Annotated in this window: 28 protein-coding genes; 8 read left to right on the top strand and 20 right to left on the bottom strand. The window is 67.8% G+C overall.

Annotated elements, in window-relative coordinates; genetic code table 11:
* Nucleotides 1–11: 11 nt before the first annotated feature.
* Entirely contained in the window at nt 12–1703 is a 1692-nt protein-coding gene (locus tag OG205_RS39325; RefSeq protein ID WP_330278326.1) for a sodium:solute symporter family protein, read from the bottom strand.
* Between the two features lie 216 nt (nt 1704–1919).
* Nucleotides 1920–2579, bottom strand: a complete 660-nt coding sequence (gene nucS, locus OG205_RS39320; RefSeq protein ID WP_319977795.1) for an endonuclease NucS — start codon at nt 2577–2579, stop codon at nt 1920–1922.
* A gap of 54 nt (nt 2580–2633) precedes the next feature.
* Between nucS and OG205_RS39315 the strand changes: the two genes are divergently transcribed.
* The gene (locus OG205_RS39315) at nt 2634–3170 is read left to right on the top strand and encodes an NUDIX hydrolase (protein WP_330272884.1); all 537 of its coding nucleotides are present in this window, start codon (nt 2634–2636) and stop codon (nt 3168–3170) included.
* Here the strand turns inward: OG205_RS39315 and OG205_RS39310 are convergent.
* Nucleotides 3161–4078: a GlxA family transcriptional regulator gene (locus OG205_RS39310; RefSeq protein ID WP_330272883.1), complete on the bottom strand. Its 918-nt coding sequence runs from the start codon at nt 4076–4078 to the stop codon at nt 3161–3163. The two genes, OG205_RS39315 and OG205_RS39310, sit on opposite strands and share 10 nt — an antisense overlap.
* Before the next feature lie 109 nt (nt 4079–4187).
* Between OG205_RS39310 and OG205_RS39305 the strand changes: the two genes are divergently transcribed.
* Together OG205_RS39305 and OG205_RS39300 are read left to right on the top strand one after the other, a co-directional pair.
* Entirely contained in the window at nt 4188–4766 is a 579-nt protein-coding gene (locus tag OG205_RS39305; RefSeq protein ID WP_330272882.1) for a DJ-1/PfpI family protein, read from the top strand.
* The gene (locus OG205_RS39300) at nt 4763–5170 is read left to right on the top strand and encodes a hypothetical protein (protein ID WP_330272881.1); all 408 of its coding nucleotides are present in this window, start codon (nt 4763–4765) and stop codon (nt 5168–5170) included. Before OG205_RS39305 ends, OG205_RS39300 begins: the two co-directional genes overlap by 4 nt.
* Here OG205_RS39300 and OG205_RS39295 read toward each other — a convergent pair.
* Nucleotides 5167–5865 (bottom strand): SDR family oxidoreductase, encoded by a 699-nt coding sequence (locus tag OG205_RS39295; protein WP_330272880.1) that lies wholly within the window; start codon nt 5863–5865, stop codon nt 5167–5169. The genes OG205_RS39300 and OG205_RS39295 overlap by 4 nt on opposite strands.
* Nucleotides 5866–5967: 102 nt before the next feature.
* Between OG205_RS39295 and OG205_RS39290 the strand changes: the two genes are divergently transcribed.
* On the top strand, nt 5968–6822 hold the full coding sequence (locus tag OG205_RS39290) for a helix-turn-helix transcriptional regulator (protein ID WP_330272879.1): 855 nt from the start codon (nt 5968–5970) through the stop codon (nt 6820–6822).
* Here the strand turns inward: OG205_RS39290 and OG205_RS39285 are convergent.
* Both OG205_RS39285 and OG205_RS39280 read right to left on the bottom strand, forming a co-directional pair.
* Nucleotides 6737–7495, bottom strand: a complete 759-nt coding sequence (locus OG205_RS39285; RefSeq protein WP_330272878.1) for an enoyl-CoA hydratase-related protein — start codon at nt 7493–7495, stop codon at nt 6737–6739. The genes OG205_RS39290 and OG205_RS39285 overlap by 86 nt on opposite strands.
* 17 nt (nt 7496–7512) lie before the next feature.
* The gene (locus tag OG205_RS39280) at nt 7513–9507 is read right to left on the bottom strand and encodes a protein meaA (RefSeq protein WP_330272877.1); all 1995 of its coding nucleotides are present in this window, start codon (nt 9505–9507) and stop codon (nt 7513–7515) included.
* A 128-nt stretch (nt 9508–9635) separates the two neighbouring features.
* Here OG205_RS39280 and OG205_RS39275 point away from each other — a divergent pair, with 128 nt between their 5' ends.
* Nucleotides 9636–9923, top strand: coding sequence for a hypothetical protein (locus tag OG205_RS39275; RefSeq protein WP_330272876.1), 288 nt, complete (start codon nt 9636–9638; stop codon nt 9921–9923).
* Here the strand turns inward: OG205_RS39275 and murA are convergent.
* The gene (gene murA / locus OG205_RS39270) at nt 9913–11181 is read right to left on the bottom strand and encodes a UDP-N-acetylglucosamine 1-carboxyvinyltransferase (RefSeq protein WP_330272875.1); all 1269 of its coding nucleotides are present in this window, start codon (nt 11179–11181) and stop codon (nt 9913–9915) included. The genes OG205_RS39275 and murA overlap by 11 nt on opposite strands.
* A 35-nt stretch (nt 11182–11216) precedes the next feature.
* Here murA and OG205_RS39265 point away from each other — a divergent pair, with 35 nt between their 5' ends.
* On the top strand, nt 11217–11789 hold the full coding sequence (locus OG205_RS39265; RefSeq protein ID WP_330272874.1) for a cob(I)yrinic acid a,c-diamide adenosyltransferase: 573 nt from the start codon (nt 11217–11219) through the stop codon (nt 11787–11789).
* Between the two features lie 456 nt (nt 11790–12245).
* On the opposite strand, the gene OG205_RS39260 is transcribed toward OG205_RS39265, so the two are convergent.
* The gene (locus OG205_RS39260; protein WP_330272873.1) at nt 12246–12677 is read right to left on the bottom strand and encodes a DUF2550 domain-containing protein; all 432 of its coding nucleotides are present in this window, start codon (nt 12675–12677) and stop codon (nt 12246–12248) included.
* Between the two features lie 22 nt (nt 12678–12699).
* Entirely contained in the window at nt 12700–13065 is a 366-nt protein-coding gene (locus OG205_RS39255; protein ID WP_089921576.1) for a F0F1 ATP synthase subunit epsilon, read from the bottom strand.
* Nucleotides 13066–13171: 106 nt separating this feature from the next.
* Here OG205_RS39255 and OG205_RS39250 point away from each other — a divergent pair, with 106 nt between their 5' ends.
* Both OG205_RS39250 and OG205_RS39245 read left to right on the top strand, forming a co-directional pair.
* Nucleotides 13172–13660 (top strand): SigE family RNA polymerase sigma factor, encoded by a 489-nt coding sequence (locus OG205_RS39250; protein ID WP_330272872.1) that lies wholly within the window; start codon nt 13172–13174, stop codon nt 13658–13660.
* Entirely contained in the window at nt 13651–14871 is a 1221-nt protein-coding gene (locus OG205_RS39245; RefSeq protein ID WP_330272871.1) for a hypothetical protein, read from the top strand. The genes OG205_RS39250 and OG205_RS39245 overlap by 10 nt, the downstream gene beginning before the upstream one ends.
* Here the strand turns inward: OG205_RS39245 and OG205_RS39240 are convergent.
* From OG205_RS39240 to OG205_RS39190, 11 genes are all read right to left on the bottom strand, one after another.
* Nucleotides 14868–16598 carry an ABC transporter ATP-binding protein gene (locus OG205_RS39240; protein ID WP_330272870.1) on the bottom strand — a complete coding sequence of 577 codons (1731 nt, stop codon included), beginning with the start codon at nt 16596–16598 and terminating at the stop codon, nt 14868–14870. The two genes, OG205_RS39245 and OG205_RS39240, sit on opposite strands and share 4 nt — an antisense overlap.
* Entirely contained in the window at nt 16595–18100 is a 1506-nt protein-coding gene (locus OG205_RS39235) for an ABC transporter ATP-binding protein (RefSeq protein WP_330272869.1), read from the bottom strand. Before OG205_RS39235 ends, OG205_RS39240 begins: the two co-directional genes overlap by 4 nt.
* Nucleotides 18101–18116: 16 nt before the next feature.
* A complete protein-coding gene (locus OG205_RS39230; RefSeq protein WP_330272868.1) occupies nt 18117–19283 on the bottom strand; it encodes an MFS transporter in 1167 nt (388 codons plus the stop codon).
* Between the two features lie 165 nt (nt 19284–19448).
* Nucleotides 19449–20885, bottom strand: coding sequence for a F0F1 ATP synthase subunit beta (gene atpD / locus OG205_RS39225; RefSeq protein WP_330272867.1), 1437 nt, complete (start codon nt 20883–20885; stop codon nt 19449–19451).
* On the bottom strand, nt 20878–21792 hold the full coding sequence (locus OG205_RS39220) for a F0F1 ATP synthase subunit gamma (protein ID WP_330272866.1): 915 nt from the start codon (nt 21790–21792) through the stop codon (nt 20878–20880). Before OG205_RS39220 ends, atpD begins: the two co-directional genes overlap by 8 nt.
* Nucleotides 21793–21800: 8 nt before the next feature.
* Nucleotides 21801–23447 carry a F0F1 ATP synthase subunit alpha gene (atpA, locus tag OG205_RS39215; protein ID WP_330272865.1) on the bottom strand — a complete coding sequence of 549 codons (1647 nt, stop codon included), beginning with the start codon at nt 23445–23447 and terminating at the stop codon, nt 21801–21803.
* 46 nt (nt 23448–23493) lie between these two features.
* Nucleotides 23494–24327: a F0F1 ATP synthase subunit delta gene (locus OG205_RS39210; protein ID WP_330278325.1), complete on the bottom strand. Its 834-nt coding sequence runs from the start codon at nt 24325–24327 to the stop codon at nt 23494–23496.
* Nucleotides 24328–24330: 3 nt separating this feature from the next.
* Complete coding sequence (locus tag OG205_RS39205) at nt 24331–24873, bottom strand: F0F1 ATP synthase subunit B (RefSeq protein ID WP_330278324.1); 543 nt, start codon at nt 24871–24873, stop codon at nt 24331–24333.
* 41 nt (nt 24874–24914) lie between these two features.
* Entirely contained in the window at nt 24915–25172 is a 258-nt protein-coding gene (locus tag OG205_RS39200; RefSeq protein ID WP_330272864.1) for an ATP F0F1 synthase subunit C, read from the bottom strand.
* A 60-nt stretch (nt 25173–25232) separates the two neighbouring features.
* Nucleotides 25233–26009 carry a F0F1 ATP synthase subunit A gene (atpB, locus tag OG205_RS39195; protein ID WP_093592705.1) on the bottom strand — a complete coding sequence of 259 codons (777 nt, stop codon included), beginning with the start codon at nt 26007–26009 and terminating at the stop codon, nt 25233–25235.
* Between the two features lie 149 nt (nt 26010–26158).
* Nucleotides 26159–26605 (bottom strand): hypothetical protein, encoded by a 447-nt coding sequence (locus OG205_RS39190; RefSeq protein ID WP_093592702.1) that lies wholly within the window; start codon nt 26603–26605, stop codon nt 26159–26161.

Genomic DNA, 26605 nt, shown 5'->3' with positions numbered 1-26605 from the left:
GGCAGCCTCCCTCAGCCGAAGATGAAGTAGAGAGCAGTGGTCAGGACCAGCACTCCGCCACCGAGCAGGGCCGGCGAGCGGTACCAGCCGGCGTCCTCACCGGTGGTGGAGTGCGCCCTGTCTTCCTTGGGCGTCAGGCTGTAGACCAGCCCGCCGAGCTCGCTGTCCGGCTTCGGCCGCGTGACGAGACTGACCGCGAAGCTCACGACGATGTCGACCACGAACGCGAGACCCGCGCCGAGGAAGCTCGCGCCCTGACCGGGCAGTTCCAGCAGCTCGATGCCGAACGACGGCTCCGAGATCACGTAGATGAAGATCGCGGTGAACGTGCCCGCGAGCAGACCGACCCACCCGGCCGTCGGCGTCATCCGCTTCCAGAACATGCCGAGGATGAACGTCGCGAACAGCGGCGCGTTGAAGAACGAGAACAGCGCCTGGATGTAGTCCATGATGTTGGACCCGCCGAGCGACGCCGCGATGAACGCCGTGCCGATCGCGAGAATGCACGCGCCGACCGTGGCCAACCGCCCGATGCGCAGGTAGTACTCGTCCGGCCGGTCCTTCTTGATGTAGTCCTGCCACAGGTCGTACGTGAAGACGGTGTTGAACGAGCTGACGTTCGCCGCCACACCGGCCATGAAGCTCGCCAGCAGACCCGTGATCGCGATGCCGAGGATGCCGTTGGGCAGCAGGTCGCGCATGAGCAGCGGCAGCACGTTGTTGTAGGCCACGCCACTGCTCGTGTCGCCGGCCTTGAGCTGCGCCATCTCCGGCACGATCAGCGCGGCGATGATGCCGGGAATGATGATGATCGCCGGGATGAGCGCTTTCGGGTACGCGCCGATGATCGGCGTGCGCTTGGCCGCGGACATCGACTTGGCGCTCATCGCGCGCTGCACCTCGGCGAAGTTCGTCGTCCAGTAACCGAACGACAGCACGAAGCCGAGACCGAACACCAACCCGACGACACTCCACACCGGGCTGTTGATGCCGGTGAGTTCTGTCGCGGGCCAGGCGGACAGCTGCTCCTGGTCGCTGATCTTGTCGACGATGCCCTGCCAGCCACCGACCTTGATCAGACCGATGATCGTCAGCGGCGCCAGCGCGGCCACGATGACGAAGAACTGCAGCACCTCGTTGTAGATGGCGGCACTCAGGCCGCCGAGCGTCGTGTACGCGAGAACCACCAGCGCCGCGACGCAAATGGACACCGGCAGCGGCCACCCGAGCAGCGCGTCGATGATCACCGCGAGCGCGAACAGGTTGATGCCCGCGATCAGGATCTGCGCGACGGCGAAGCTGATGGCGTTGACCAGGTGAGCCGGTTTGCCGAAGCGGCGGCGCATGAACTCGGGAACGCTGCGCACTTTCGAGCCGTAGTAGAACGGCATCATCACCAGACCGAGGAACACCATCGCGGGGATGGCGCCGATCCAGTAGTAGTGCACGGTCGCCATGCCGTACTGCGCACCGTTCGCCGTCATGCCCATCAACTCGAGCGCGCCGAGGTTCGCCGAGATGAACGCGAGCCCGGTCACCCACGCCGGCAGCGACCGCCCCGACAGCAGGAAGTCCAGGCTGGAGGAGACGGATCGTCGTGCCATCACGCCGATGCCGAGAACCACCACGAAGTAGACGAGAAGCAACGCGTAGTCGATCGGTCCCGCGTCAAGCCGCAGGTCCGCCTCGGCCAGCACCGACATCGACACTGCCCACCTCCAAGACTTTCAACAAAGTCGAACATAACCGACCAGGAGAGGACAGTACTCCAGGTGAGCGAGTTCCTACCCCGTGTGCATGATCACGAAACCACGAGCTGATCTGGGGCGCTCATCAGAAGTCGGGCAGATGGACCGAACGAGACAAAACAAAGACGAGCCCCGCACCACAGGGGTGCGGGGCTCGCGAAGTTCAGTTGGTCAGAACAGCCGGAACTCGTCCGGCTCGATCCCGCGCAACGCGTCGTAGTCCAGCACCACGCACCGAATTCCGCGGTCCTCGGCCAGAACGCGCGCCTGCGGCTTGATCTGCTGCGCCGCGAACACGCCCTGCACCGGCGCCAGCAGCGGGTCGCGGTTGAGCAGCTCCAGGTACCGGGTCAGCTGCTCGACGCCGTCGATCTCGCCGCGCCGCTTGATCTCCACGGCGACCGACTTGCCGGCGGAGTCGCGGCACATCAGGTCGACCGGGCCGATCGGGGTCGGGAACTCCCGGCGCACCAGGGACCAGCCGTCGCCCAGGGTGGTGACGTGCTCGGCGAGCAGCTTCTGCAGGTCGGCTTCGACGCCGTCCTTCTGCAGGCCTGGCTCTGGGCCGAGCTCGTGCTTGGAGTCGTGCATGACCTCTTCGAGGGTGATGATCAGCTTCTCCCCCGCCTTGTTCTGCACGGTCCAGATGTCCGGGTCCTCGATCAGCCAGCAGGGCGGGCTCATCCAGTTCAACGGCTTGTACGCGCGGTCGTCGGAGTGGATCGACACAGAGCCGTCAGCCTTGATCAGCAGCAGTCGCTGAGCCATGGGCAGATGGGCGGTGAGCCGGCCAACGTAGTCGACCTTGCAGCGAGCGATGACGAGACGCACCGCGACAGGCTACGGGGTGTGTCCAGAATGCCGTCGTTAGGTACGGTCCGTGGCGTGGAAAGCCTCGGCACCCGTCAGGTGTACGTAAATCCGTGGATGACCGTCCGCGAGGACGAGATCCAGCGTGCGGACGGTTCGAGCGGCATCTACGGCGTGGTCGACAAGCCCGACTTCGCGTTGATCATCCCGCTCGACGGCGAGCGCGTGCGGCTCGTCGAACAGTTCCGCTACCCGATCGGCCTGCGCCGCTGGGAGTTCCCCCAGGGCACCGCGCCGGACCGCGCCGACTCCAACCCGCTGCAGCTCGCGACTCGTGAGCTGCGCGAGGAGACGGGGCTGCGCGCCGGCCGGATGATCGAGCTCGGCGTGCTCGACGTCGCGCCCGGCATGTCGTCGCAGCGCGGGCGCGTGTTCCTCGCGACCCAGCTCATCGAGGGCTTCCACGAGCGGGAGCACGAGGAGCAGGACATGCGCTCGGCGTGGTTCCCGCGCGCCGACTTCGAGGCGATGATCGCGAAGGGCGAGATCACCGACGCCCAGTCGATCGCCGCCTACACGCTCCTCCTGCTGCACGAGCACTCTCAGCCCTGAAAGGCCGCCCGGTAGCTCTGCGGTGAGGTCCCGGCGATCCGCTTGAACCTGTCGCGGAACGCCGTGGCCGAGCCGAAGCCCACGCGGCTCGCGATCAGCTCCACCGGGTCCCTGGTCGTCTCCAGCAGGTGTTGTGCCTGGCGGACCCGCGCGCGGTGCAGCCACTGGAGCGGCGTCGTGCCGGTCTGCTCGCGGAAGCGCCGGTTCAACGTCCGCGTGCTCATGCCGGCCTGCTTCGCCAGGTCCTCCAGCGTCAGGTCGCGCGACGCGTTGGCCTCCATCCACCGCAGCACGGGCTCCAGCTCCGCCCCTTGAGGCGTCACGGGCGGTGTCACGATGAACTGCGCCTGCCCGCCTTCTCTCTCGAGGGGCATCACGGCGAACCGCGCCGCATCGGCCGCCACCGCGGACCCGTGGTCGCGCCGGATCATGTGCAGGCACAGGTCCAGCCCCGCCGCGGCGCCCGCGGACGTGAGGAACTGCCCGTTGTCGACGTAGAGCACGTCCGGGTCGACGTCCAGCGCCGGAAACCGCGCCGCCAGCTCCTCGGCTCCCAGCCAGTGCGTGGTCACCCGCATCCCGTCGAGCAGACCGGTCGCCGCGAACACGAACGCCCCGGTGCAGATCGACGCGATCCGCGCGCCTCTCGCCGCCGCCTGCCGCAGCGCGTCGATCAACGCCTTCGGTACGACCATGTCCGGGTCGTGGCCGGGCAGCACGATCGTGTCCACTTCGGACAGCAAATCCAAGCCGTGCGGGATCTTCATCTCGAAACAGCCCGCGTCGACAGTCCTCTTCGGACCGCAGACGCGCACCCGGTACCGCCCGACCCAGTTGAACGCGTCGACCGGCGTCGCGAAGTCGAACGGGACCACGCCGTCCATAGCCACCACTGCCACCTCGTGCACGTCCACCACCGTAGCTGGCGAGAATCCGTTGGAACATGGCATTCCAGCCAGTTCTCGCCACGGCCTCCCGCTCCTACCGTTTTGATCACCGAAGCGAGGAGTCAACGAAGTGAAAGCTCAAGTGGTGTTGTTCGACGGCTTCGACCCGTTGGACGCGATCGGCCCGTACGAGACGCTGACCGCGGGCGGGGTCCGGACCGAACTGGTGACGGCGGAGGGTGCGCGCGAGGTCCCCGCCGGCCTCAGCCTGTTGTCCCTCAAGGCAACCGCCCGGCTCGACCCCGGTACCGACGTGATCATCGTCCCCGGCGCGGCGGCCCTCCAGGACGAGGAGGTGTTCGCCCTGCTCAGCGCAGGTGCCGCAACGCTCGGACCCGCGTTGAGAGAAACGAAGGCGATCATCGCCACCGTGTGCGGAGGGTCGTTGCTGCTGGGCATCGCCGGCCTCATCAAAGGCCGCAACGCCACCACCAACCACCTCGGCCTGCACGCGCTGGAGTCCATGGGCGTGAACGCCATCCGTACGCGCATCGTCGACGATGGCGACCTGGTCTCCGCCGCCGGCGTCAGTTCGGGCGTCGACCTGGGCCTCTACCTGATCGACCGCGAGATCGGCGCCCAGCAGGCCCTGGAGGTCGAGGAACTGTTCGCCCACGAGCGCCGCGGCACCGTGTGGAGGGCGGCGTGAGCAAGTTCTTCCTCTCGCTGCACGTCCTCGCGGCCATCATCGCCATCGGCCCGGTCACCGTGGCCGCCAGCATGTTCCCGAAGGCGGTGACCACGGCCGGCAATCCCGAGCTGCTGCACCGGATCTGCCGCGTCTACGCCCTGATCGGCATCTCGGTGCCGGTCTTCGGGTTCGCGACGGCCGGCGTGATGGGCGTGACCGGCCACCCGTGGGTGATCGTGTCGATCGCGCTCACCACCGCCGCCGCGTTCGTGCTGGCCCTCAAGATCCTGCCCGGCCAGGAGAAGGCGTTGAAGACCAAGGACATCAAGCACCTGGCCATGTACACGGGCGTCTTCAACCTGTTGTGGGCGACCGTGACCGTGCTGATGATCCTCCGGCCGGGATCGACCACCGGTGCCTAACGCTGCGAGGTCGGCCGCACGATGATCTCGTTGACGTCCACCGACGCGGGCTGCGAGATCGCGTAGGCGATGGCGTCACCGATGGCGGACGCCGGCAGGGCGAGCTTGCGGAAGTCCTCCATCAGCGACGCCGCGAAGTCCTCGGTGATGGTGTCCGCCAGCTCGGACTCCGTGACACCGGGCGAGATCACGGTGACCCGCAGGTCGTCGCGTTCCTGGCGCAGCCCTTCGGAGATCGCCCACACCGCGTACTTCGTCGCGCAGTAGACGGCGGCGGTCGGCATGACCATGTGCGCACCGATCGAGGCGACGTTCACGACGTGCCCGCCGCCCGTGAACCGAGGCAGCACGGCGGCAATGCCGTACAGCACGCCCTTGATGTTCACGTCCACCATGCGATCCCACTCGTCGACCTTCAACGAGTCCATGAGGGACAACGGCATCACGCCCGCGTTGTTCACCAGCACGTCGACTCGCCCGTACCGCTCGACCGCAGCATCCACAAAGGACTGGAACGACTCACGGGAGGTCACGTCCAGCGGCGCGTACGCACCGCCGATCTCGTCCGCCAACGCCGCCAGCCGGTCCTCCCGCCGTGCCCCGAGGAACACCTGATGTCCTGCCTTCGCCAGCACTCGGGCCGTGGCCTCACCGATGCCGCTGGACGCTCCACTGATCAACACAACTTTGCTCATGGCCACGACACTCGTGCCGGAAACCGGCCTCAGCCAGGACACCTTCTCCCTAGGTGTGGCACACCCAGGCAGACCTCCGCCGTGGGTAATACCCTCGAAGACGTGCTCGGCGAGTTCTTGAAAGCCCACCGCGCCCGCGTCGACCCCAGGGACGCGGGCCTGCCCAGCCACACCCAGCGCAAGGTCAAGGGCCTGCGACGCGAAGAGGTGGCGGTGCTCGCCGGCGTGAGCGCGGACTACTACGCCCGGCTCGAACAGGGCCGCGAGACCAACCCGTCGGCGCAGGTCCTCGACGCCCTGAGCCGAGCGCTACAGCTCGACACGGACGCACGCGCGCACATGCACCGCCTGGCCGGCGTCGTCGCCGAAGAAGGCCACGCCACGGACACGGTCAGCCCGGAACTGCTGCAGCTCATGAGCGGCATGCACGACATGCCGGCGTTCGTGATGAACGGGCTGCTCGACATGCTCGCCATGAACGCGCTGGCTGAAGCCCTCTACGAGCCGTTCACGCCCGCCGACAACGCGGCCAGGATGACGTTCCTCGACCCCGCCGCCGCGAGCTTCTACCCGCGCTGGAACTGGGTCGCGCAGAGCACCGTCGCGCACCTGCGGCAGACCGCCGACCCGAAGTCCCAGCGCCTCAAGCACATGGTCGAGGAGCTCAACCAGAACCCGGTGTTCAAGGAACTGTGGGAGCACCACGAGGTGCGTGGAAAGACCCAGGACGCCAAGGAGTTCGTGCACCCGGCCGTCGGCCCGATCAAGCTGAACTACCACTCGTTCGACGTGCGCGAGGCGCCCGGCCAGTTCCTGGTGCTCTACCAGGCCGAGCCGGGCCCGAACGCCGACGCGCTGAGGCTCCTCGCGACTAGTCGGGCCACACGGGCGGCCGCTTCTCCAGGAACGACGCCCGTCCCTCTTTGGCTGACGGGGACTGCGAGGTCTCGGCCATGACGGACAGCGCGATCTCATACCCGTCGATCTCGGGCCGGTCCAGCTGCGCGTAGATCGTCCGCTTGCCGATGGCCTTCGACGCCCGGCTCCCCCGCGTGGCCCGCGCCAGCAGGTCGTCCGTGGCGGCGTCCAACTCGTCCAACGGCACGGCGCGGTTGATCAGCCCCCACTCGACGGCCGTCGCCGCGTCGATCACGTCGCCGGTGAGCACCAGTTCCATCAACCGCTTGCGCCCGATCGACCGGGCCACCGGCACCGCGGGCGTGTGGCAGAACCACCCGGCCTTGCCACCGGGCAACGAGAACCCGGCCGTGTCCGCCGCCACCGCGAGGTCGCACGACGCCACCAGCTGACACCCGGCCGCCGTCGCCAGCCCCTGCACACGCGCGATCACCACCTGCGGCGCGGACTGGATGGTCTTCATAAGCACGGTGCACAGCTCCAGCAGCTGCCGCACGCCCTCTTCGTCACGAGCGTGCACGTCAGCGAAGTCGTGCCCGGCCGAGAAGACGGGCCCCTCGGCGCCGAGCACGATGCCCGCCGCATCCGACGTGCGCACCTCGCGGAACGCGTCCAGCAGCTCCGTGAGGTGCTCGGCGGACAGCGCGTTGCGCTTGGCCGCGCGGTTCATCGTGATCCGGACGACCGACCCGTCCCGCGAAACGTCAACCATTCCGCGACACTAAGGCCCTACGCGAGGGAACGCACCTCTCGGATCACGGTAACGATCTCGTCCATGATCTGGGTCAGCTCGTAGTCCTTGGGCGTGAACACTCGCGCCACACCACGATCGCGCAGCTTGGCGGCGTCGTCCGGCGGGATGATGCCGCCGACGATCACCGGGATGTCCCCGGCGCCGGCCGCGCGCAGGCCGTCGACGACCGCGGGCACCACTTCGAGGTGCGAGCCGGACAGGATCGAGAGGCCGACGACGTGCACGTCCTCCTGCACGGCCGCGGCGACGATCTGCGACGGCGTGAGGCGGATGCCCTGGTAGACGACCTCGAAGCCGACGTCGCGAGCACGCACGGCGACCTGCTCGGCGCCGTTGGAGTGGCCGTCGAGACCCGGCTTGCCGACGAGCATGCGCAGGCGCTCGCCCATCTCCTCGCCGGTCGCGCGCACCCGGTCCCGCACGCGGGCGATCTCCGAGCCTGCCTCGCCGGACGCCGAAGCGCCGGAAACGCCTGTGGGGGCACGGTATTCGCCGAACGTCTCACGCAATGCCTGCGACCATTCGCCCGTCGTGACTCCAGCACGCGCACACGCCAGCGTCACCTCCACGAGGTTCCGGTCGGTCTTCGCGGCCTCGCGCAGAGCGTCCAAAGATGCTTCTACAGCAGCGTTGTCACGAGAAGCGCGCCACTGCTGGATCGCCTCGACGGCGTGCAGTTCGACGATCGGGTCGATGGTCTCGATCGAGTTCGCACCCTCGGCCTGCAACGGCGACGGCTCGGTCGTGTCGAACTTGTTGACGCCGACCACGATGTCCTCGCCCGCCTCGACACGGCGGCGGCGATCCGCCAGTGAGGACACCAGGTTCGACTTCATGTAGCCGGACTCGACGGCCGCGACTGCGCCGCCCATCGCCTGCACGCGGTCGATCTCCTCACGGGCACCGGCGAGGATCTCGTTGACCTTCGCCTCGATGACCGGCGAGCCGTCGAAGATGTCGTCGTATTCCAGCAGATCCGTCTCGTAGGCCAGGACCTGCTGCATGCGCAACGCCCACTGCTGGTCCCACGGGCGCGGCAGGCCGAGGGCCTCGTTCCACGCCGGAAGCTGAATCGCGCGCGCACGGGCGTTGCGGGACAACGAGACCGCGAGCATTTCCAGCACGATGCGCTGGACGTTGTTCTCCGGCTGGGCTTCGGTGAGCCCGAGGGAGTTGACCTGCACGCCGTAGCGGAACCGGCGGTGCTTCGGGTTCTCGACGCCGTAGCGCTCCAGCGTGATCTCGTCCCAGAGCTGGGCGAACGCGCGCATCTTGCACATTTCCTCGATGAACCGCACACCGGCGTTCACGAAGAAGGAGATGCGGGCGACGACCTCGCCGAACTTCTCCTGCGGCACCTGGCCGGAGTCGCGCACCGAGTCCAGGACGGCGATCGCCGTGCACATCGCGTACGCGACCTCCTGCGCCGGCGTCGCGCCGACCTCCTGGAGGTGGTAGCTGCAGATGTTGATCGGGTTCCACTTCGGCACGTTCGACACGGTCCACGCGACCATGTCGGTGATCAGCCGCAGTGACGGTCCGGGCGGAAACACGTACGTGCCGCGGGACAGGTATTCCTTGATGATGTCGTTCTGCGTCGTGCCGGCAAGCGCCGACGGGTCCGCGCCCTGCTCCTCGGCCACGGTGACGTACATGGCGAGCAGCCACATGGCCGTCGCGTTGATCGTCATCGACGTGTTGGCGCCGGCAAGCGGGATCTGGTCGAAGAGCTGCCGCATGTCGCCGATGTGACTGATGGGCACGCCGACCTTGCCGACCTCGCCCTTCGCGAGTTCGTCGTCGGGGTCGTAGCCGGTCTGCGTCGGCAGGTCGAACGCCACGGAGAGCCCGGTCTGCCCCTTGGAGAGGTTCCGGCGGTAGAGCGCGTTGGACGCCGTGGCCGAGGAGTGGCCCGCGTACGTGCGCATCACCCAGGGGCGGTCGCGCTCCCGGTCAGCGGGGTACGGCACAGCAACCTCCCATAAACAGCAATCGTCGTTCATCGCTGTGTTGAATTCCTCGAAGGGTACTGGCCGGTAACCATTGCTGCGCGTGCGATTGCTCACTGAATCGTGACCGCTGGGAGCATGATGAAGAGGTGACGGGCTTCTACCAGACCGGGATCGTCTTCGGGGTTCTCGGCTTGCTGGCTCTCGTGCTGAGGTACTTCGCGGGCAACGACAAGCGGCCCGTGCCGGATCTGGACGGCACGGACTTCGGGTTGCTGAACGAGGTGGCGGTCGTGCCCACGGAAGAGGCGGCGAACGTCCTGGTGCAGAAGCTGAAGAGGAACGGGGTGCGTGCCACGCGCTCGCGGAACGCGCCCTACCAGGTGATGGTGTTCCCGGCGGACGTCGCGAACGCGCGGCTGGTGCTCAGGAGCTGACGCGTTCCACGTCGGCCCCGAGCTTGCGGAGGTTTTCCACGAACCCAGGGTAACCGCGCTCGATGTGGAAGATCTCGTAGACCTCGGTGGCCCCGTCCGCGCACAGACCGGCGAGAACAAGCCCCGCACCAGCGCGAATGTCCGACGCCCACACCGGGGCACTGGACAGCTTCTCGATGCCGCGGATGACGGCGTGGTGACCGTCCGTGCGCGCGTCGGCCCCGAGCCTGATCATCTCGTCGATGAACCGGAACCGGGACTCGAACAGGTTCTCGGTGATCATCGCGGTGCCCTCGGAGACCGTGGACAGCGCGATCGCGAACGGCTGGTTGTCGGTGGCGAAACCGGGGTACGGCAGCGTCACGAAGTCAACGGCCTTGGGCCGTCCCTCCATGACGACTCGGAACCCCTCGTCCTCGCCGCCCTCGTAGACGGTGACCTCGGCGCCCGCCATGCGCAGCTTCTCCAGCACCAGGTCGAGGTGGTGCGGATTCACGCCACGCACCCGCACGTCCCCGCGCGTCATGACGGCGGCGAACCCCCACGTGGCGCCGACGATCCGGTCGCCGATGACGCGGTGCTCGGTCGGCTTGAGCTCGGTCACGCCATGAACGGTGAGCGTGGACGTGCCGGCGCCCTCGATCTTCGCGCCCATCTGCACGAGCATCAGGCAGAGGTCGACGATCTCGGGCTCGCGCGCGGCGTTGTCGATGACCGTCGTGCCAGTGGCCAGGACAGCCGCCATCAGGATGTTCTCGGTGGCACCCATGCTCGGGAAGTCGAGCCAGATCTGCGTGCCGTGCAGCCCTTCGGCCTCGGCGACGATGCAGCCGTGCTCGATCCAGGTCCGCGCACCGAGCTTCTCGAGACCGCTCTGGTGCATGTCCAGGGGCCGCGACCCGATCGCGTCACCCCCGGGCAACGCCACGACCGCGCGCTTGCACCGCCCCACGAGCGGCCCGAGCACGCAGATCGACGCCCGCAGCTTGCCCATCGCCTCAGAATCAGCGCGATGGCTCAGCTCCTGCGGCGTCGTGATCCTCGCCACGTCACCTTCGAGCTCAACCTCGCACCCAAGACTGCGCAACGCGTCCGCCATCAGCGGCACGTCGAGGATGTCCGGGCAGTTCGTGATGGTCGTGGTGCCCTCAGCGAGCAGAGCCGCCGCCATCAGTTTGAGCACGCTGTTCTTGGCGCCGACGACGTCAACTTCGCCGACCAGCCTTGCTCCACCGTGTACACGGAAATGCTCGCTCACGCGGCAATCCTACGTACGCCCATAGAGTGCCGGTCATGGCGGTACATCTCACCAAGATCTACACGCGGGTCGGCGACGACGGCACGACCGGCCTGGGCGACTTCTCCCGCGTCCCGAAGACCTCACCACGCATCGAGGCGTACGCGGACGTGGACGAAACGAACGCGTCCCTGGGCGTGGCCCTGGCCCTGGGCCAACTGGCACCGGACGTCTTCGACGTGGTGCGCAAGGTCCAGAACGACCTCTTCGACGTCGGAGCGGACCTCTGCACCCCGATCGTGCCCGACCCGAAGTACCCCCCACTCCGCGTGACTCAGCCCTACGTGGACCGCCTGGAGGGCTACTGCGACACGTTCAACGAACGCCTGGGCAAACTCGACTCGTTCATCCTGAACGGCGGCACCCCAGGAGCAGCACTCCTGCACCAGGCACGCACGATCTCCCGCCGGGCGGAACGCCGGGCGTGGTCACTGATCGAGGCCGACGCGGAACACACGAACATCCTCACGGCGAAATACCTCAACAGGCTCTCGGACCTGCTCTTCATCCTGGCCCGCGTGGCCAACCCGGACGGCGACGTGCTCTGGCAGCCAGGCGAGAACGCCTGACGCGCGCAAGGCGGCCCTCCGCTGGAACAGGAACCAGCCACCGCAACCCGCCCCGCGCGGTGCCACCAGGAAGCCGGCGACGCAAGGCAACCTCGTACGAGGCCTGGCGTGGCGATGCGGAGCGAGCCGTCTGAACCTAGGGCGCCGGGTAGCGGTGTACTCCGCTCATGGCGATTGGGGCTTGACCTTGAGGGGCTGGGTGCCACCCTGTCTGGGCTCGGCCGGGGCTCTGTGAACCCCGGTCTTTGAGGCCGACTACGCGCCCAGCTAGAGGCTCAAGGTCAAGCCCCAATCGCAACCCCGCACTTCGTCACGACCCGCGCGCCCACCCTCGCAAGGCGACGGAACGTCAGGAACACGACCAACCCCGCTGGAACGCGACGAACGCCCGCAACGAGCCCCACGCACGACGAAGGGCGCGCCCCCGCAGGAACGCGCCCTTCGCACCACTTCAAATCAAGAAGCCCAAGGAATAGACCGCCCAGGCGGCGCGGACTCGAGCCAGGACAAGAACCCGGTGAGCGCATCCGGCCCCATGGCGATCTCGACCTCACCAGAAACAGACCGGCACCTCAGCACCGTGGCCCCGACGGGCATGGCATATGCCTCAGGCCCGGTCGGCTCCCGCCGAGCGTCGATCTCCAGCCCATCACGAGTGATCAGCTGATTCGGCCCGGACCCGAGTGACAACACCCGGAACCAGGCGAACTTGTCGCCCCGATAGTGCCCCACGCCCAAATGCCAGCCACGCCCGCGGTCATCGAACTGACTGCGCAGCGCGACGTGCACGCCACCCTCGCGCAGCAGCCGGATGCGGCGCCAGGCGAAGTAGACGATGACGATCGCCACCCCAAGAAGGATCAGGCCGGCAATCTCGGTGATCCCCACGGCTGCGGCCTCGTGCCCGGTCTCAGGCCGACTGTTCCACGGCCCGCACGCGCGCTGCCGCACGTGCGCGCTCTGCGTCGTCCGCGTCCTGCAGCGCTGTGCGCGCCGCGTCCACGTCGATCTCGCCCGCCAGTTCGGCGTCCTCGGCGAGAATCGATACGCCGGTGCCGGTCACGGACAGGAAGCCACCGTGCACGGCGGCGGTGACCAGGCCACCGTCGGTCGTGCGCACGCGCACCACGCCTCCCTCGACCAACTGGCCGAGCACGGGCTCGTGACCGGGCAGGATGCCGATCTCGCCCTCGGTGGTCTGCGCCGAAACAGAGGTGGCCTTACCGGACCACAAACGGCGTTCAACGGCGACCAGTTCAACGGTCATCTCGGCCACGCGTATCTCCCTCGTCGTCTGGAGTCGATCTGAGTCTAAACGGTCGCCTGACAACCTTGCCGCCCCGCCCGGTGTCAGTACGTTCGACGACCGCCGGAGGGGGGACATGCAGGACTTCGAAGACTTCGTGGCGTTGCGCTCGCAGGCACTTTTGCGCACCGCCTACCTGCTGTGCGGCGGCGACATCGGCGCCGCTGAGGACATTCTGCAGGACGTTCTCATGAGCATGTACGGCAAGTGGCGCCGGATCAGCACCTCTCCGGAGGCCTACGCACGCGCCGCGCTGGCCAACGCGGCCGCGAACCGCTGGCGACGGCGTTCGCGCAAGCCGGAGGCACCGCTGGAACTGGGGGCGGTACCTGCGGCTCGCGGACACGAACAGCAGGTCGTGGACGCGGACAGCGTGGTGCGTGCGCTGGCGCAACTGCCGAAGAAGATGCGCGCCGTTCTGGTCCTGAGGTTCTTCGACGACCTCAGTGAGGCCGAGACCGCACGCGCACTCGGTTGTGGCATCGGCACGGTCAAGAGCCAGACCTCGCGCGGCCTCGCCCGCATGCGGGAACTGATGGGTGAGCAGGTGCTGACGTGGAGCTGAAGCAGGCGATGGAGGAGGCGACGTCGGATCTGGACGTGCGGCCGGGATTCGTGGGGGACGTGATGGCCGGGGGACGACGCAGGCACACGCGCAAGCTGGTGACGGTGACCGCGGTGGTGGCGCTGCTCGCGGGCGTCACGACGGGGGTGGTGGTGACCCGCTCGTCCTCGGACCAGCCCGTCACCGCGGATGCTCGTCTGACGGCGGCGACGGCAGGGGACCTGTCGAGCAGTTCCGAGTTCATCGCGCAGACGTTGACCGTGTGGAACGACGGACAGAAGCAGGGCTGGCGGCCGTACGACAACGTGACGGACTTCACGACACCACCGAACGTCTTCTGGGCCGCGAACACTCCGAGCGGACCGGCGGCACTGGTCGCGCAGGCCGTGCGGATGAACGACGCCCCGGAGACGCGCACGGTCGTCGGTCTGGTCTCCGGGGGCGCCGTGCTGGAACGTGAGGTCGGCTACGGCCGGGAGGCAGGGCTGTTCCAGTTCGGGCAGGACAGGTCGACCTATGTCGCGCTGAGTCTCGGCAGCGAGGTGTTCTGGTCGGTGAGTCCGGCACGGGGCCAGGACAACCGGCTGACCCGCTCCTGGCAGCGCGCGGAGATGGGGCCCGGCGGCGTCGCGGTGGTCACGGCGACGCAGCAGGACCGGCCGGTGTTCGTCCGCGGCGGTACCCCGCCTGCTCCCGGCGACTTCACGAGGGAACCACTGCGCAGCGTGTTCGACCTGCGGCCGGAGCGCGCGTTCGTGCCGCATCCCGGCCTCGGCTGGTCGGGTCAGGAATGTGCCTCCGCCCCGCCCGACGGTGTCACCTGGCCGGGCACGAAGTCGCCGTCACCGCAGAGCGACCTGCAGAAGCTGGCGCTGCTCGACTACCTGGTCACCTGGGACGTGACCGGCGAATGGAGCGCCTGCGCGTGGCTGCCTGACGGCCGCTTGGCGATCGTGATCGAGGCGTATGGCGACCTCTATGGCGGCGTGTACCTGCGGGACGGCACGTTCAGCGCTCCGGTGCTCGGCGGCAAGGCGGTGAAGGACATGCCGGTGGTGGTGACGTTGCCTGACGCCCAGGGAACGATCGTCGCCGATTTCGACGGCCGCATCGGCCCGCAGGAGCATCCGCACGTGTGGCTGGCGCCCGCAGGCACCAAGGAGGTGACAGTGCGACACGGAGACTCGACTCAGGTCCTTCCTCTCCCCTAGGTGCCGTGCCACGAACGCCAGAGCGTCGCGTAGGTGCCGTCCCTGGCGACCAGATCGTCGTGGGACCCCAACTCCACGACACGACCCGCGTCGACGACCGCGATCCGGTCGGCGTCGCGCGCGGTCTGCAGCCGGTGCGCGATCGCGATCACCGTGCGTCTCTCCCGCACGGCCGCGATCGCGCGCTCCGCGTGCCTGGCCGTGGCCGGGTCGAGCGAGGACGTCGCCTCGTCCAGCACCAGCGTGTGTGGATCGGCGACCTCGACCCGTGCGAGCGCGAGTTGTTGTGCCTGCGCCGGATCCAGCTCCAGTCCACCCGCGCCCAGAACCGTGTCGAGGCCTTCCGGTAACTCCTCGAACCAGCGCGCGTCGACGGTGCGCAACGCTTCGAGCAGCCGTTCGTCCGGCGCGTCCGGGGCCGCCATCGCGAGGTTCTCCCTGACCGTGCCGATGAACACGTGATGTTCCTGCGTCACCAGCACGATCCGCTGTTCACCGGCTGCCGCGAGATCCGCGACGGGCACTCCGCCGACGAGCACCGACCCCTCCGCGGGCCGATCCACGCCCGCGATCAACCTGCCGAGCGTCGACTTGCCCGCACCGGAGACGCCGACGATCGCCAGCCGTTCTCCCGGCTGCACCACGAGATCGACACCGTGCAACACCTCATGTCCATCCACATAGGAGTAACGGACTCCGCTCACCTCGATCCGGTCGCCGTCCGGTTCGCTGACGGCGGGCGCGGGTTCGACGTTGGCACCGATCCCCTCGACCCGTGCGAACGACGCCCCGCCGCGCTGCAGGAACTCGATCCACAGCGTGATCCGCTCCACCGGCTCGATGAGCCGCCACACGTAGAGACTCCCGGTGACGACGACCTCGATGCCCGCGCCGTTCGCCGCGTAGAACAGGCCGCCGACGAGCAGCACCAGCGGGGTCGGCACCGTGGTCACGAAACCGATGACCGGGAACAGCACGTTCCGCAGCCGCAAGGTCCGCATCCGGGCCCGGAACGACGTCGCGATCGCGGCCTCCGCGACCGCCACGAGCCGGGCTCGCAGCCCGTAGGTCTCGATCGTCCGGCTGCCTTCGCCGACCGCCGCGGAGATCTCCGCCACGTCACCGGCGGCCTCGCTCTCCGCCAGGTACGCGTCGCGCGCACGAGCGAGGTACCAGCGCAGCACCCACGCCACGAACGGCATGCCGGCGAGTGCGGCGAGACCGAGCACGGGCTCCAGCCAGAAGATCGCCGTGAGCACGACCAGGAGCTGCACGACACCCGTGAGCACCTCGGGCACGCTGTCCCGCAACGCCTGGCCGATGATGCCGACGTCACCCGTCACGCGGGTGAGCAGATCGCCGGTGCCCAGCCGGTCCACCACCCGCGCGGGCAACGCCAGCGTGCGCCTGACCGCTTCCTCGCGCAACGAGGCCAGCAGCCGTTCGCCGAGCCGCGCGGACTGCAAAGCGCTGTACCGCACCAGGAACAGGTGCAGCAGCGCCGCCCCGAGCACTCCCAGCGCAAGCCTGTCCACAGTGGACAGATTCAGGCTGCCGTCGTCCACCCCGCCGACGATCTTGCCGAGCAGGTACGGCCCGACGAGTCCGGTCAGCGCCGTCAACGCGGTGAGCACGAGCACCACGACGAGCGCCCGCCGTTCGCTCCGCAGCAACCGCACGGCCGCCCGCCGCACCTCACGACGATCCGCGATCGGCAACCGGTTCATCGGCTCTCCTCCAGGTGCACGACCTGGTCCGCCTGCCCCGCCCACAACGGCGACGACGACACGACCACGGTGGTCCGCCCCGACCGTCTTTCCCGCACCCGCTTCGCCACCGCGGCCTCGGTCACCGCGTCCAGCGCCGAGGTCGGCTCCACCAGCACGAGCAGATCCGGTTCGCTCAGCAACGCCCGCACGAGCCGCAGCCGTTGCCGCTGACCGCCGGACACGTTGCGCCCCTGCGGTTCCAGGTGCGAGTCGAGCCCGTCCGGCAACGCCTCCACCACGTCCACGGCCGCCGCCGCGTGCAGCGCCTCGTCCAGTTCGCTGTCGCTGTGCACGGCGACCGAGACCGACTCGCGCACCGTCCCAGGGAACAGGTAGTCGTCGTTGTCCGCCACCACGCCGGGCAGCCGCTCCACCGCTTCCCTCGCCAGCGTCGCGTTCGCCGACACGACGACCGTCAGCACGCCGGTCTTCACGTCCAGCGTCCCCGCACCGTCGTCCTGCTCGTCCCGATTCAACCGCAGCACGTCCACCACGCGGCCGGCCGACACCAACGCGCGCGGAATGCTGTCCGCGCCCTCGATGAAGAAGCTGACGGGCACGATCAGCGTCGTGACGTACAGGTACACCGCGACCATCTCTTCGATCGAGATCGCGCCGGTCACCGCCATTCGCGCCACGATCCACGTGACCACGGCGAGGAACACCGCCGGCAGCCCCCAGGTGAGCGCCTGCACCCAGCTGAGCCACACCGACACCCGGTAGCCGTCCCGCAGCACCTCACCGGACATGGCCCGGAAGCGGTCCTCGAACGCCGGCTTCCCGCCGATCCCGGACAGGACCCGCAGCCCGCCGACGATGTCCCCCGCCCGCGAGCTCAACGCTCCCTGGCTGCTCCGATATCCGGCCTCGACCGCGTGCAGCCGCCGCAGCACCGGCCCGGTCACCAGCGCGAGCACCGGCACCCCGAGGAGCACGACGACGGCGACGAGCGGCGAGATCCGCACCAGCAACACCGCCGTGACCCCGTACGCGACCACCGACCCGACCCCAGGCCCGGCGCTGGTGAGCGCATGCGCGATCCGCTGCGTGTCGCCGTTCTGCAGGTACGTCAGCTCCCCTGTGGACAGCTTGCGCCGCACCACCCCGCCCAGCGCGGTGACGTGCCGGACGACGACCTGAGCCGTCCTGAGCGAGGCGTCCGTGCGCACCAACGTCATCGTGCGATGCCGAGCGATCCCGACGAGGGACAACACCCCCGCGGTGGCGACCAGCGCCGCGCACCACCACACCAGGGCGCCGCGATCACCGCCCCGCAGACCGTCCTCAATGGCCCGCGAGATCAGATAGGGCGGCAGGATCAGCCCGCACATCCACAGCGACCCCCACCACGCCCCGGCGAGCACCCGGCCCCGCTGCGCGAGCACCAGCCACCACAGGTAGCGCCAGGGCGACCCGAGGTCGGGGGTTCCCGGATCGTCGTACGGGGCATGTCGGACCATGCCCCTGACCTTGCCATCAGCCGGGCTGCGCCACGACCGATTTCGCCTTCAGCCCAATCGCACCAACGGCCGTTGCGCCCAACGCAGCTACGAACGCAAACGCGTAGAAGCCCCACGGGTGCGCCAAACCAGCCGTGAGCAACGCACCGCCCAACAGCGGACCACTGATGGCACCCAACCGTCCAATGCCGGCGGCCCACCCGATGCCGGTCGCGCGATTCTCCTCGTAAACCCGCCCTGCGTAGGCATAAACGAGCACCTGCGCACTGAACACGAAGAACCCGGCGAGAAGCACAGCCACGTACACCCCGAAGCCGGGCAACTTGATGCTCAGCAACGCCAGGAACACCACAGCCGCCGAGAACCACCCGATGGCCGCGGGCCTGATCCCGATCCGGTCCGCCACCGCGCCGGCGACCAGAAGTCCAATCACAGCACCGATGTTGAGCGTGAGCAGCAGCGCGAGCGCGGTGCCGAGCTCGTACCCGGCGCTGCGCATGATCTGCGGCAGCCAGGTGTTGAGCCCGTACACGAGCAACAGCCCCATGAACGAGGCCACCCAGAACGCGATCGTGGCCTTGCGAAGACCCGGCTTGAACAGCGACCCGACCGCCTCCAGCGCGGGAGCCCTGCGCGTCACCGTCTCCGGCAAGTTCTTGACCATCAACGGAATCAGCACCAGCGCGGGCAGCGCCCCCACGACGAACAGGGACCGCCAGCCGAGCTGCGGGATCAGCACGATCCCCAGCAGCGCCGTGATGACCGCACCGACGTGATAGCCGGTCATGATCAGCGTGGTGGCCCGTCCGCCCTGTTGCGGCCGAGCCTCGTTGACCAGTGCGATGGCCGTGGGCAGACATCCGCCGAGCCCCAGCCCGGCGAGGAAGCGGAGGATCCCGAACGTCGTCGCGTCCGGCGCGAACGCGCAGGCCAGTGTGAACACGGAGAACCCGGCCACCGCGTAGATCATCACCTTGCGCCGCCCGATGACGTCGGTGATGGTCCCGATGATCAGCGCGCCCAGCATCATCCCGACCAGCCCGGCCGTGGACACCGCGCTGGCGCTCGCCGTCGTGAGCAGCTTCTCCTGCAACAGCGAGGGAATCACCGTGCCGAGCACGACGAGGTCAAAGCCGTCGAGCAGGACAGCGGTCCAGCACAGCGGCAACACCCATTTGTTCACGCGCTCTTCCTCCTCGCTGAGGCCTGGTGATGCCGAGCATCGTGCGACGTCAGGGCCCACAGCCGGGAGGGCGGTTTCCATCCACCGGAAACGTCATGTGCTCCGGACATGACGAAGGGCCGCCCCTCCACAATGGAGGGACGGCCCTTTGGAAGTCAGCGAGCCTCAGTTACCGGCAAGCTTCTTGGCGTTGGCCTCGACGTCGTCCAGCCCGCCGCAGGAGAAGAACGCCTGCTCCGGGAAGTGGTCGAACTCGCCCTTGCACACGCGGTCGAACGCCTCGATCGTGTCCTTGATGGGCACGAAGGAGCCGGGCTGACCGGTGAACTTCTCGGCCACGATGAAGTTCTGGCCGAGGAAGCGCTCGAGACGACGCGCGCGACCGACGAGGACCTTGTCCTCCTCGGAGAGCTCGTCCATGCCGAGGATGGCGATGATGTCCTGCAGCTCCTTGTACTTCTGCAGGATTCGCTTCACCTCCTGGGCGACCCGGTAGTGCTCCTCGCCGACGATCGACGGCTCGAGGATTCGAGACGACGACGACAGCGGGTCGACGGCCGGGTAGATGCCCTTCTGGGAGATCGGACGGGAAAGCTCCGTCGTCGCGTCCAGGTGGGCGAAGGTCGTCGCCGGGGCGGGGTCGGTGTAGTCGTCCGCGGGCACGTAGATGGCCTGCAGCGACGTGATCGACCGGCCACGCGTCGAGGTGATGCGCTCCTGGAGCTCACCCATCTCGTCGGCCAGCGTCGGCTGGTAACCCACGGCCGAAGGCATGCGGCCCAGCAGGGTCGACACCTCGGAACCGGCCTGGGTGAACCGGAAGATGTTGTCGATGAAGAGCAGCACGTCCTGGTTCTGCACGTCGCGGAAGTACTCCGCCATCGTGAGAGCGGACAGCGCGACGCGCATACGCGTGCCGGGCGGCTCGTCCATCTGACCGAAGACGAGAGCGGTGTCCGCGAGAACACCCATCTCTTCCATTTCCAGCAGCAGGTCGGTGCCCTCACGGGTGCGCTCACCGACGCCGGCGAACACCGACGTACCGGAGAACTCACGCGCGATACGGGTGATCATCTCCTGGATGAGCACCGTCTTGCCGACACCCGCGCCGCCGAACAGGCCGATCTTGCCGCCCTTGACGTACGGGGTGAGCAGGTCGATGACCTTGATGCCGGTCTCGAGGATCTCGGTCTTGCCCTCGAGCTGGTCGAAGGCGGGCGCCTTGCGGTGGATGCCCCACTGCTCGCCGTCCCGGCCGAGGCCGGGGACGTCGAGGCAGTCACCGAGAGCGTTGAAGACGTGGCCCTTGACGACGTCGCCGACGGGCACCGAGATGGCCTTGCCGGTGTCGGTCACGGTCGTACCGCGCACCAGACCGTCGGTCGGCTGCATCGAGATGGTGCGGACCAGGTTGTCGCCGAGGTGCTGCGCGACCTCGAGGGTCAGCGTCTTGGCGACGGCCTCGTAGGTGATCTCGGCGTGGCAGGCGTTGAACAGCTCCGGCACGGCGTCGCGCGGGAACTCCACGTCGACGACCGCACCGATCACCCGGACCACACGGCCGGTGCGGGTGGTGGTGGCAGTAGCACTCATGTCAGTCATCACTTCCTGCGCCACCGGTAAGCGCGGAGGCGCCACCGACGATCTCGCTGATCTCCTGGGTGATCTGGGCCTGACGGGCCGAGTTCGCTGCCCGGCTGAGGTTGCGCACGAGCTCCGTCGCGTTGTCCGTCGCCGCCTTCATGGCCGTACGACGAGCTGCCGACTCCGAAGCCGCAGCCTCCAGCATGGCGGAGAACAGCCGCGTCTTCACGTACTTGGGCAGCATCGCTCCGAGCAGCGCTTCCGCGCTGGGCTCGAAGTCGTACACCGCGCGCGGGCCCTTGGGGGTCTCACCGGTGTACTCGACGTCCATCGGCGCGATCCGCCTGGCGGTCGGCGTCTGGCTCAGCATGGACTTGAACTCCGTGTACACGACGTGGATCTCGTCCACGCCCTGCGCACCGTCCTCCGTGCCCTCCAGGAACGCCTCCACCAGCGCGTCACCCGCCGCGACGGCGTCGACGTAGTGCGGGGTCTGCGAGAACCCGCTCCACGAGTCGGTGACAACGCGACGACGGAAGTTGTAGAACCCGATCGCCTTGCGGCCGGTCGCGTACAGCACCGGTTCCTTGCCCTCGGACTTGAGCAGCTCGATCAGCTGCTCAGCGGCCTTGAGGACGTTGGAGTTGTAACCACCGCACATGCCCTTGTCGCTGGTGACGACGAGGACAGCGGCGCGCTTCGGGTTCTTGCGTTCCGTCAGCAACGGGTGGTCGAGGTTCGCCGAGGCCTCGGCCAACGCGGAGAGCACGTTAGTGATCTCGTCCGCGTAGGGACGCGAGGCCGCGACCCTGGTCTGCGCCTTGGCGAGGCGAGACGTGGCGATGAGCTCGTACGCCTTCGTGATCTTCTTGGTCGAGTTGACCGTTCGGATCCGCTGGCGGAGCTCCCGAATCTGTGCGCCCATGGCTCAGATCACTTCTTGGTGGGCTCGGGCTTGTGGACCTTCACCGACTCCTGGGCGACCTTGTCGGCGTCCATCGCCTTCTCGGGCGCCTCGTTGACGATCGTCGTGCCGTCCGAAGCGGTGAACTGCTTCTTGAACTCGGTCACGGCGGCGACAACGCGCTTCTGCGAGTCCTCGGGGAACTTCTTGGTCTCCACGATGGAGCTCAGCAGGTCCGCGTGGTTGCGGCGCAGCGAGTCCTTGAAGTCGGCCACGAAGCGACGGATGTCGGCGACGGGGACGTCGTCCAGGTGACCCTTGGTCGCGGCGAAGATCTCGACGACCTGCTCCTCGACGGGCACCGGGGAGTACTGGCCCTGCTTGAGCAGCTCGACCAGACGAGCACCGCGGTCCAGCTGGGCGCGCGACGCGGCGTCGAGGTCGGACGCGAACGCGGAGAAGGCCTCCAGCTCGCGGAACTGCGACAGGTCGAGACGCAGCGAACCCGCGACGTCCTTCATCGCCTTGATCTGCGCGGCACCACCGACGCGGGAAACGGAGATACCCACGTTGACGGCCGGACGCACACCGGCGTTGAACAGGTCGGACTCGAGGAAGCACTGACCGTCGGTGATCGAGATGACGTTGGTCGGGATGTACGCCGACACGTCGTTCGCCTTGGTCTCGATGATCGGGAGACCCGTCATCGAACCGCCGCCGAGCTCGTCCGACAGCTTCGCGCAACGCTCGAGGAGACGCGAGTGCAAGTAGAAGACGTCGCCGGGGTAGGCCTCACGGCCCGGCGGACGGCGCAGCAGCAGCGAGATGGCGCGGTACGCCTCAGCCTGCTTGGTCAGGTCGTCGAAGATGATCAGGACGTGCTTGCCCTCGTACATCCAGTGCTGGCCGATGGCGGAGCCGGTGTACGGCGCCAGCCACTTGAAGCCGGCCGAGTCAGAAGCGGGGGCGGCGACGATCGTCGTGTACTCGAGTGCGCCCGCCTCCTCCAGCGCGGCCTTGACGCCCGCGATGGTGGAGCCCTTCTGGCCGATGGCGACGTAGACGCAGCGGACCTGCTGCTTCGGGTCGCCCGACTCCCAGGCCTTCTTCTGGTTGATGATCGTGTCGATGCAGACCGCGGTCTTGCCGGTCTTGCGGTCGCCGATGATCAGCTGACGCTGACCGCGGCCGATCGGGGTCATCGCGTCGATGGCCTTGATGCCGGTCTGCATCGGCTCGGACACCGGCTGACGCTGCAGCACGGAAGCCGCCTGCAGCTCCAGGGCGCGGGTGTCGTCGGCGACGATGTCACCGAGGCCGTCGATCGGCGTGCCCAGCGGGTTGACGACGCGACCGAGGAAGCCGTCGCCGACCGGCACGGACAGGACCTTGCCCGTCCGGCGGACCTCCTGGCCTTCTTCGATCTTGTCGAAGTCACCGAGGATGACCGCACCGATGTTGCGGACCTCGAGGTTCAGTGCGACGCCGAGGACGCCGCCGGGGAACTCGAGCAACTCGTTGGTCATCGTGCCCGGAAGGCCCTCGACGATGGCGATGCCGTCGTAGGTCTCGGAGACGGTACCGACCTCTTCCCGGGAGACCTCCGGGGAGTAGCTCGAGACGTACTTCTCGATCGCACTGCGGATCTCGTCCGACGAGATCGTCAGCTCCGCCATGTCGTTCCTGCTCTCACTTCTTCGTTCTTGGGAAAGGGCTCGGGGGCTAGCTGGCGAGATTGCGGCGCAGTGCCGCCAACCGGCCGGCGATGCTTCCGTCGATGATCTCGTCGCCGATCTTGATCGTGAGGCCGCCGCCCAGTGCGGGGTCGACCTCCACGTGCAGCGCGATCGGGCGTGAGTAGATCGTGGTCAGCGTCGCGGTCAAGCGGTCGACCTGCTCCGCGGTCAGCGCCACCGCGGACCGGACGTGCGCGACGGAACGCTGACGGCGCTTGGCCGCCAGGTCGGCGAGCTCGGAGAGCCCGTCCGCCACACGCACCCCACGCGGGTTGCGGACCAGCTGGTCCACCAGCGTCTTGGTGACCGGGCTGACCTTCCCCTCGATCAGGGAGTCGACCAGCGCGACCTTGCCGGAGGCGTCACCGGCGGGGTCCGCCAGCAGCAGCTCGAGCTCGTTCGAACCAGCAACGATGCGGCCGAGCCGGAACAGCTCGTCCTCGGTCGAGTCGAGCTGACCGTCGCGCTCGGCACGCACCAGCAGCGCGGTGCGGGCGAGCGACTCGACACCGTCGACGAGCTCGCGCGGGCTGGACCAGCGCGCGGTCACGACCGCGACCAGCACCTGCAGCGTCGCGTCGCTCACCTTGCCTCCGAACAGGCCGTTGAGCAGCTGCTCACGACCCGCGGCGTCGGACGAGGCGTCGGCGAGCACACCACGCAGCGACCGCTGCTCGATCAGCACGCCGAGCACGCCGAAGAGCTCCTCGCCGAGCTTGGCGAGGTCGTCCGTCGACGTGGTGGCCTCGGCCAGCTCCAGCAGCCGCAGTTCCGCGGCTGCCAGAGCTTCACGACTTGCGGCATGCAACGTCATCGGCAGCCTCTACTTGCTCGCGGGCGCCGCGACGGCGTCCAGCTCGTTGAGGAAGCGGTCGACGGTGCCACGGCGGCGGGAGTCGTCCTCGAGGGACTCGCCCACGACCTTGCTCGCCAGCTCGACAGCGGTGCGGCCGAGGTCGGCACGCAGCTCCGCGACGATCTGGGCGCGCTGAGCGTCCAGCTGGTGCTGGCCCTGCGCGATGATGCGCGAGGACTCGGCCTGCGCCTGCTCACGCAGCTCCTCGACGATCTGCAGGCCTTCGGCCCGAGCGTCGTCGCGGATGCGGGCGGCCTCGGCGCGAGCCTCGGCCAGCTGCTCCTTGTACTGCTCAAGAGTGCGCTGAGCCTCGGCCTGAGCCTGCTCCGCCTTCTCGATGCCACCCTCGATCTTGGCCGTCCGCTCCTCGTACAGCGCCTCGAAGCGCGGCGAGACGAACTTCTTGACGACGAAGAGGAGGAGCAGGAAGGCGACGAGCCCGAGGATGATCTCCGCGGTGTGCGGAATGACCGGGTTGACCTTCGCAGGGTCCTCCGCGGCCAGGATCAAGGCGTGGAACACGACGTCTCCTAACGCGTTGAAGGGTTAGGTCAGGCGCCGGTCGCGGCGGTCGCGATGAAGTACACGACGAAGCCGATCAGTGCGAGGACCTCGACGATGGCGAAGGTGGTCCACGCGAGGCCGAGCAGCACGCCGCGGGCCTCGGGCTGGCGGGCGGTGCCGCTGATGACCGAGGAGAAGATCAGACCGACACCGATGCCGGGGCCGATCGCGGCGAGGCCGTAGCCGATCGCAGCAAGACCCGGGTTGATGTCAGCGGTCTGGGCAAGAACGACGGAAGCGCTCACTGTTGCTGTTCCCTTTCACTTCGGTCCGCGAGAGTTGGCGGATCGGAGGCTTTGTGTTTCTCAGTGCTCTTCTGCCAGCGCCATGCCGATGTAGCTGGCAGACAGCAGCGCGAAGATGTAGGCCTGCAGGCACATGATCAGTGCCTCCAGGAAGGTCAGCGCGATGGCGAAGGCGAAGGACACCGGCGCCACGATGACGGTCAGACCGCCATTCAGCAGCAGGAACTCACCAGCCAGGGTGAACACCAGCAGCAGGAGGTGACCCGCGAACATGGCCGCGAAAACTCGGACCGCCAGCGTGATCGGGTTCAGGATGAACTTCTGGATGAACTCGATCGGAATCAGCAGCGGGAGCACGAACCACGGCGCACCCGGCGGCATCGTCTGGTGCTTCAAGTAGCCCACGAAGCCGTGCCGCTTGAACCCGACGAAGTGGTACACCGGGTAAACGACGAGCAACGAAACGGCGAGCGGGAAGCCGATGTGCGACATCGTGGGGAACTGCACGATCGGGATGAGCCCGAACAGGTTGTTCACCAGGATGAAGCAGAAGATCGTGAGGACCAGCGGGACGAAGGGCTTGAAGTCCTTCGCACCGATCTGCTCCCGGGCGATGTTGTTGCGCCCGAAGTCGTAAAGCGACTCGGCGGCGAACTGGAACTTGCCCGGAACGACCTTGAGGTTGCGGGTCGCCGCAATGAAGAAGACACCGATGATCACGATCGACAGCACCAGCAGGACCATCGGCTTGGTGACCGAGCCGAAGATCGGCGGGAGGAAGAAGTCCTTCACACCGGGAGCGACGAACTCGCCCCCCGAGGCCAGCAACTTGGTCACTGTGTTCCTTCCGGTTCTCCCGGCCGGCGTTCACTCCGCCGGGGGAATCGTCACGATCTGGACTTAACGTACCTTACGGTTCGCAAGCGACTACCAGAGGCACCCCTGCTATCGGGTGTCCCTGGTCTGCGCGGACCATATCAGCAGGTCTAGGCGCCTTCGGACGCGGGGACCACCATCTGACTACGGCTGCGCTTGGAGGCTCTGGCCTCCAGGAACGACGTCACGAGCACCGTCGCCACCAGGGTGATTCCGAGTGCCTTGGGTTCAAGCCACTGCTGGTTGCGCAGCAGGATCACCGCCAGTAGCAACACGATCAGCTTGCCCATGAATCCGCCGAGTGCGGCGACCATCACGAACATCGGATCAAGCGCCGCCGTCTTGCGCATCAACAACAACGTGGCAAGGCTCGAACCGATGGCGATCGCACCACCGATCAATGACCCGAAGAGACCAGCGGTCCCCCAGATCACAGTTGACACGACGACGCCGAGGACAAACGTGCCGAGCGCGGCCCACGCGGCCTCGCGGAACATTTCCCCGGCGAGTCGCTGGACGGTCAGCTCGTGCGTGACGGCCTTGTCCGCGTCGCTCAT

Source organism: Lentzea sp. NBC_00516 (genome assembly GCF_036346835.1).
In the GTDB taxonomy this organism is placed as follows: Bacteria; Actinomycetota; Actinomycetes; order Mycobacteriales; family Pseudonocardiaceae; genus Lentzea; species Lentzea sokolovensis.
The sequence above is the reverse complement of the archived record's forward strand: the minus strand, read 5'-3'. Positions and strand labels throughout refer to the sequence as shown.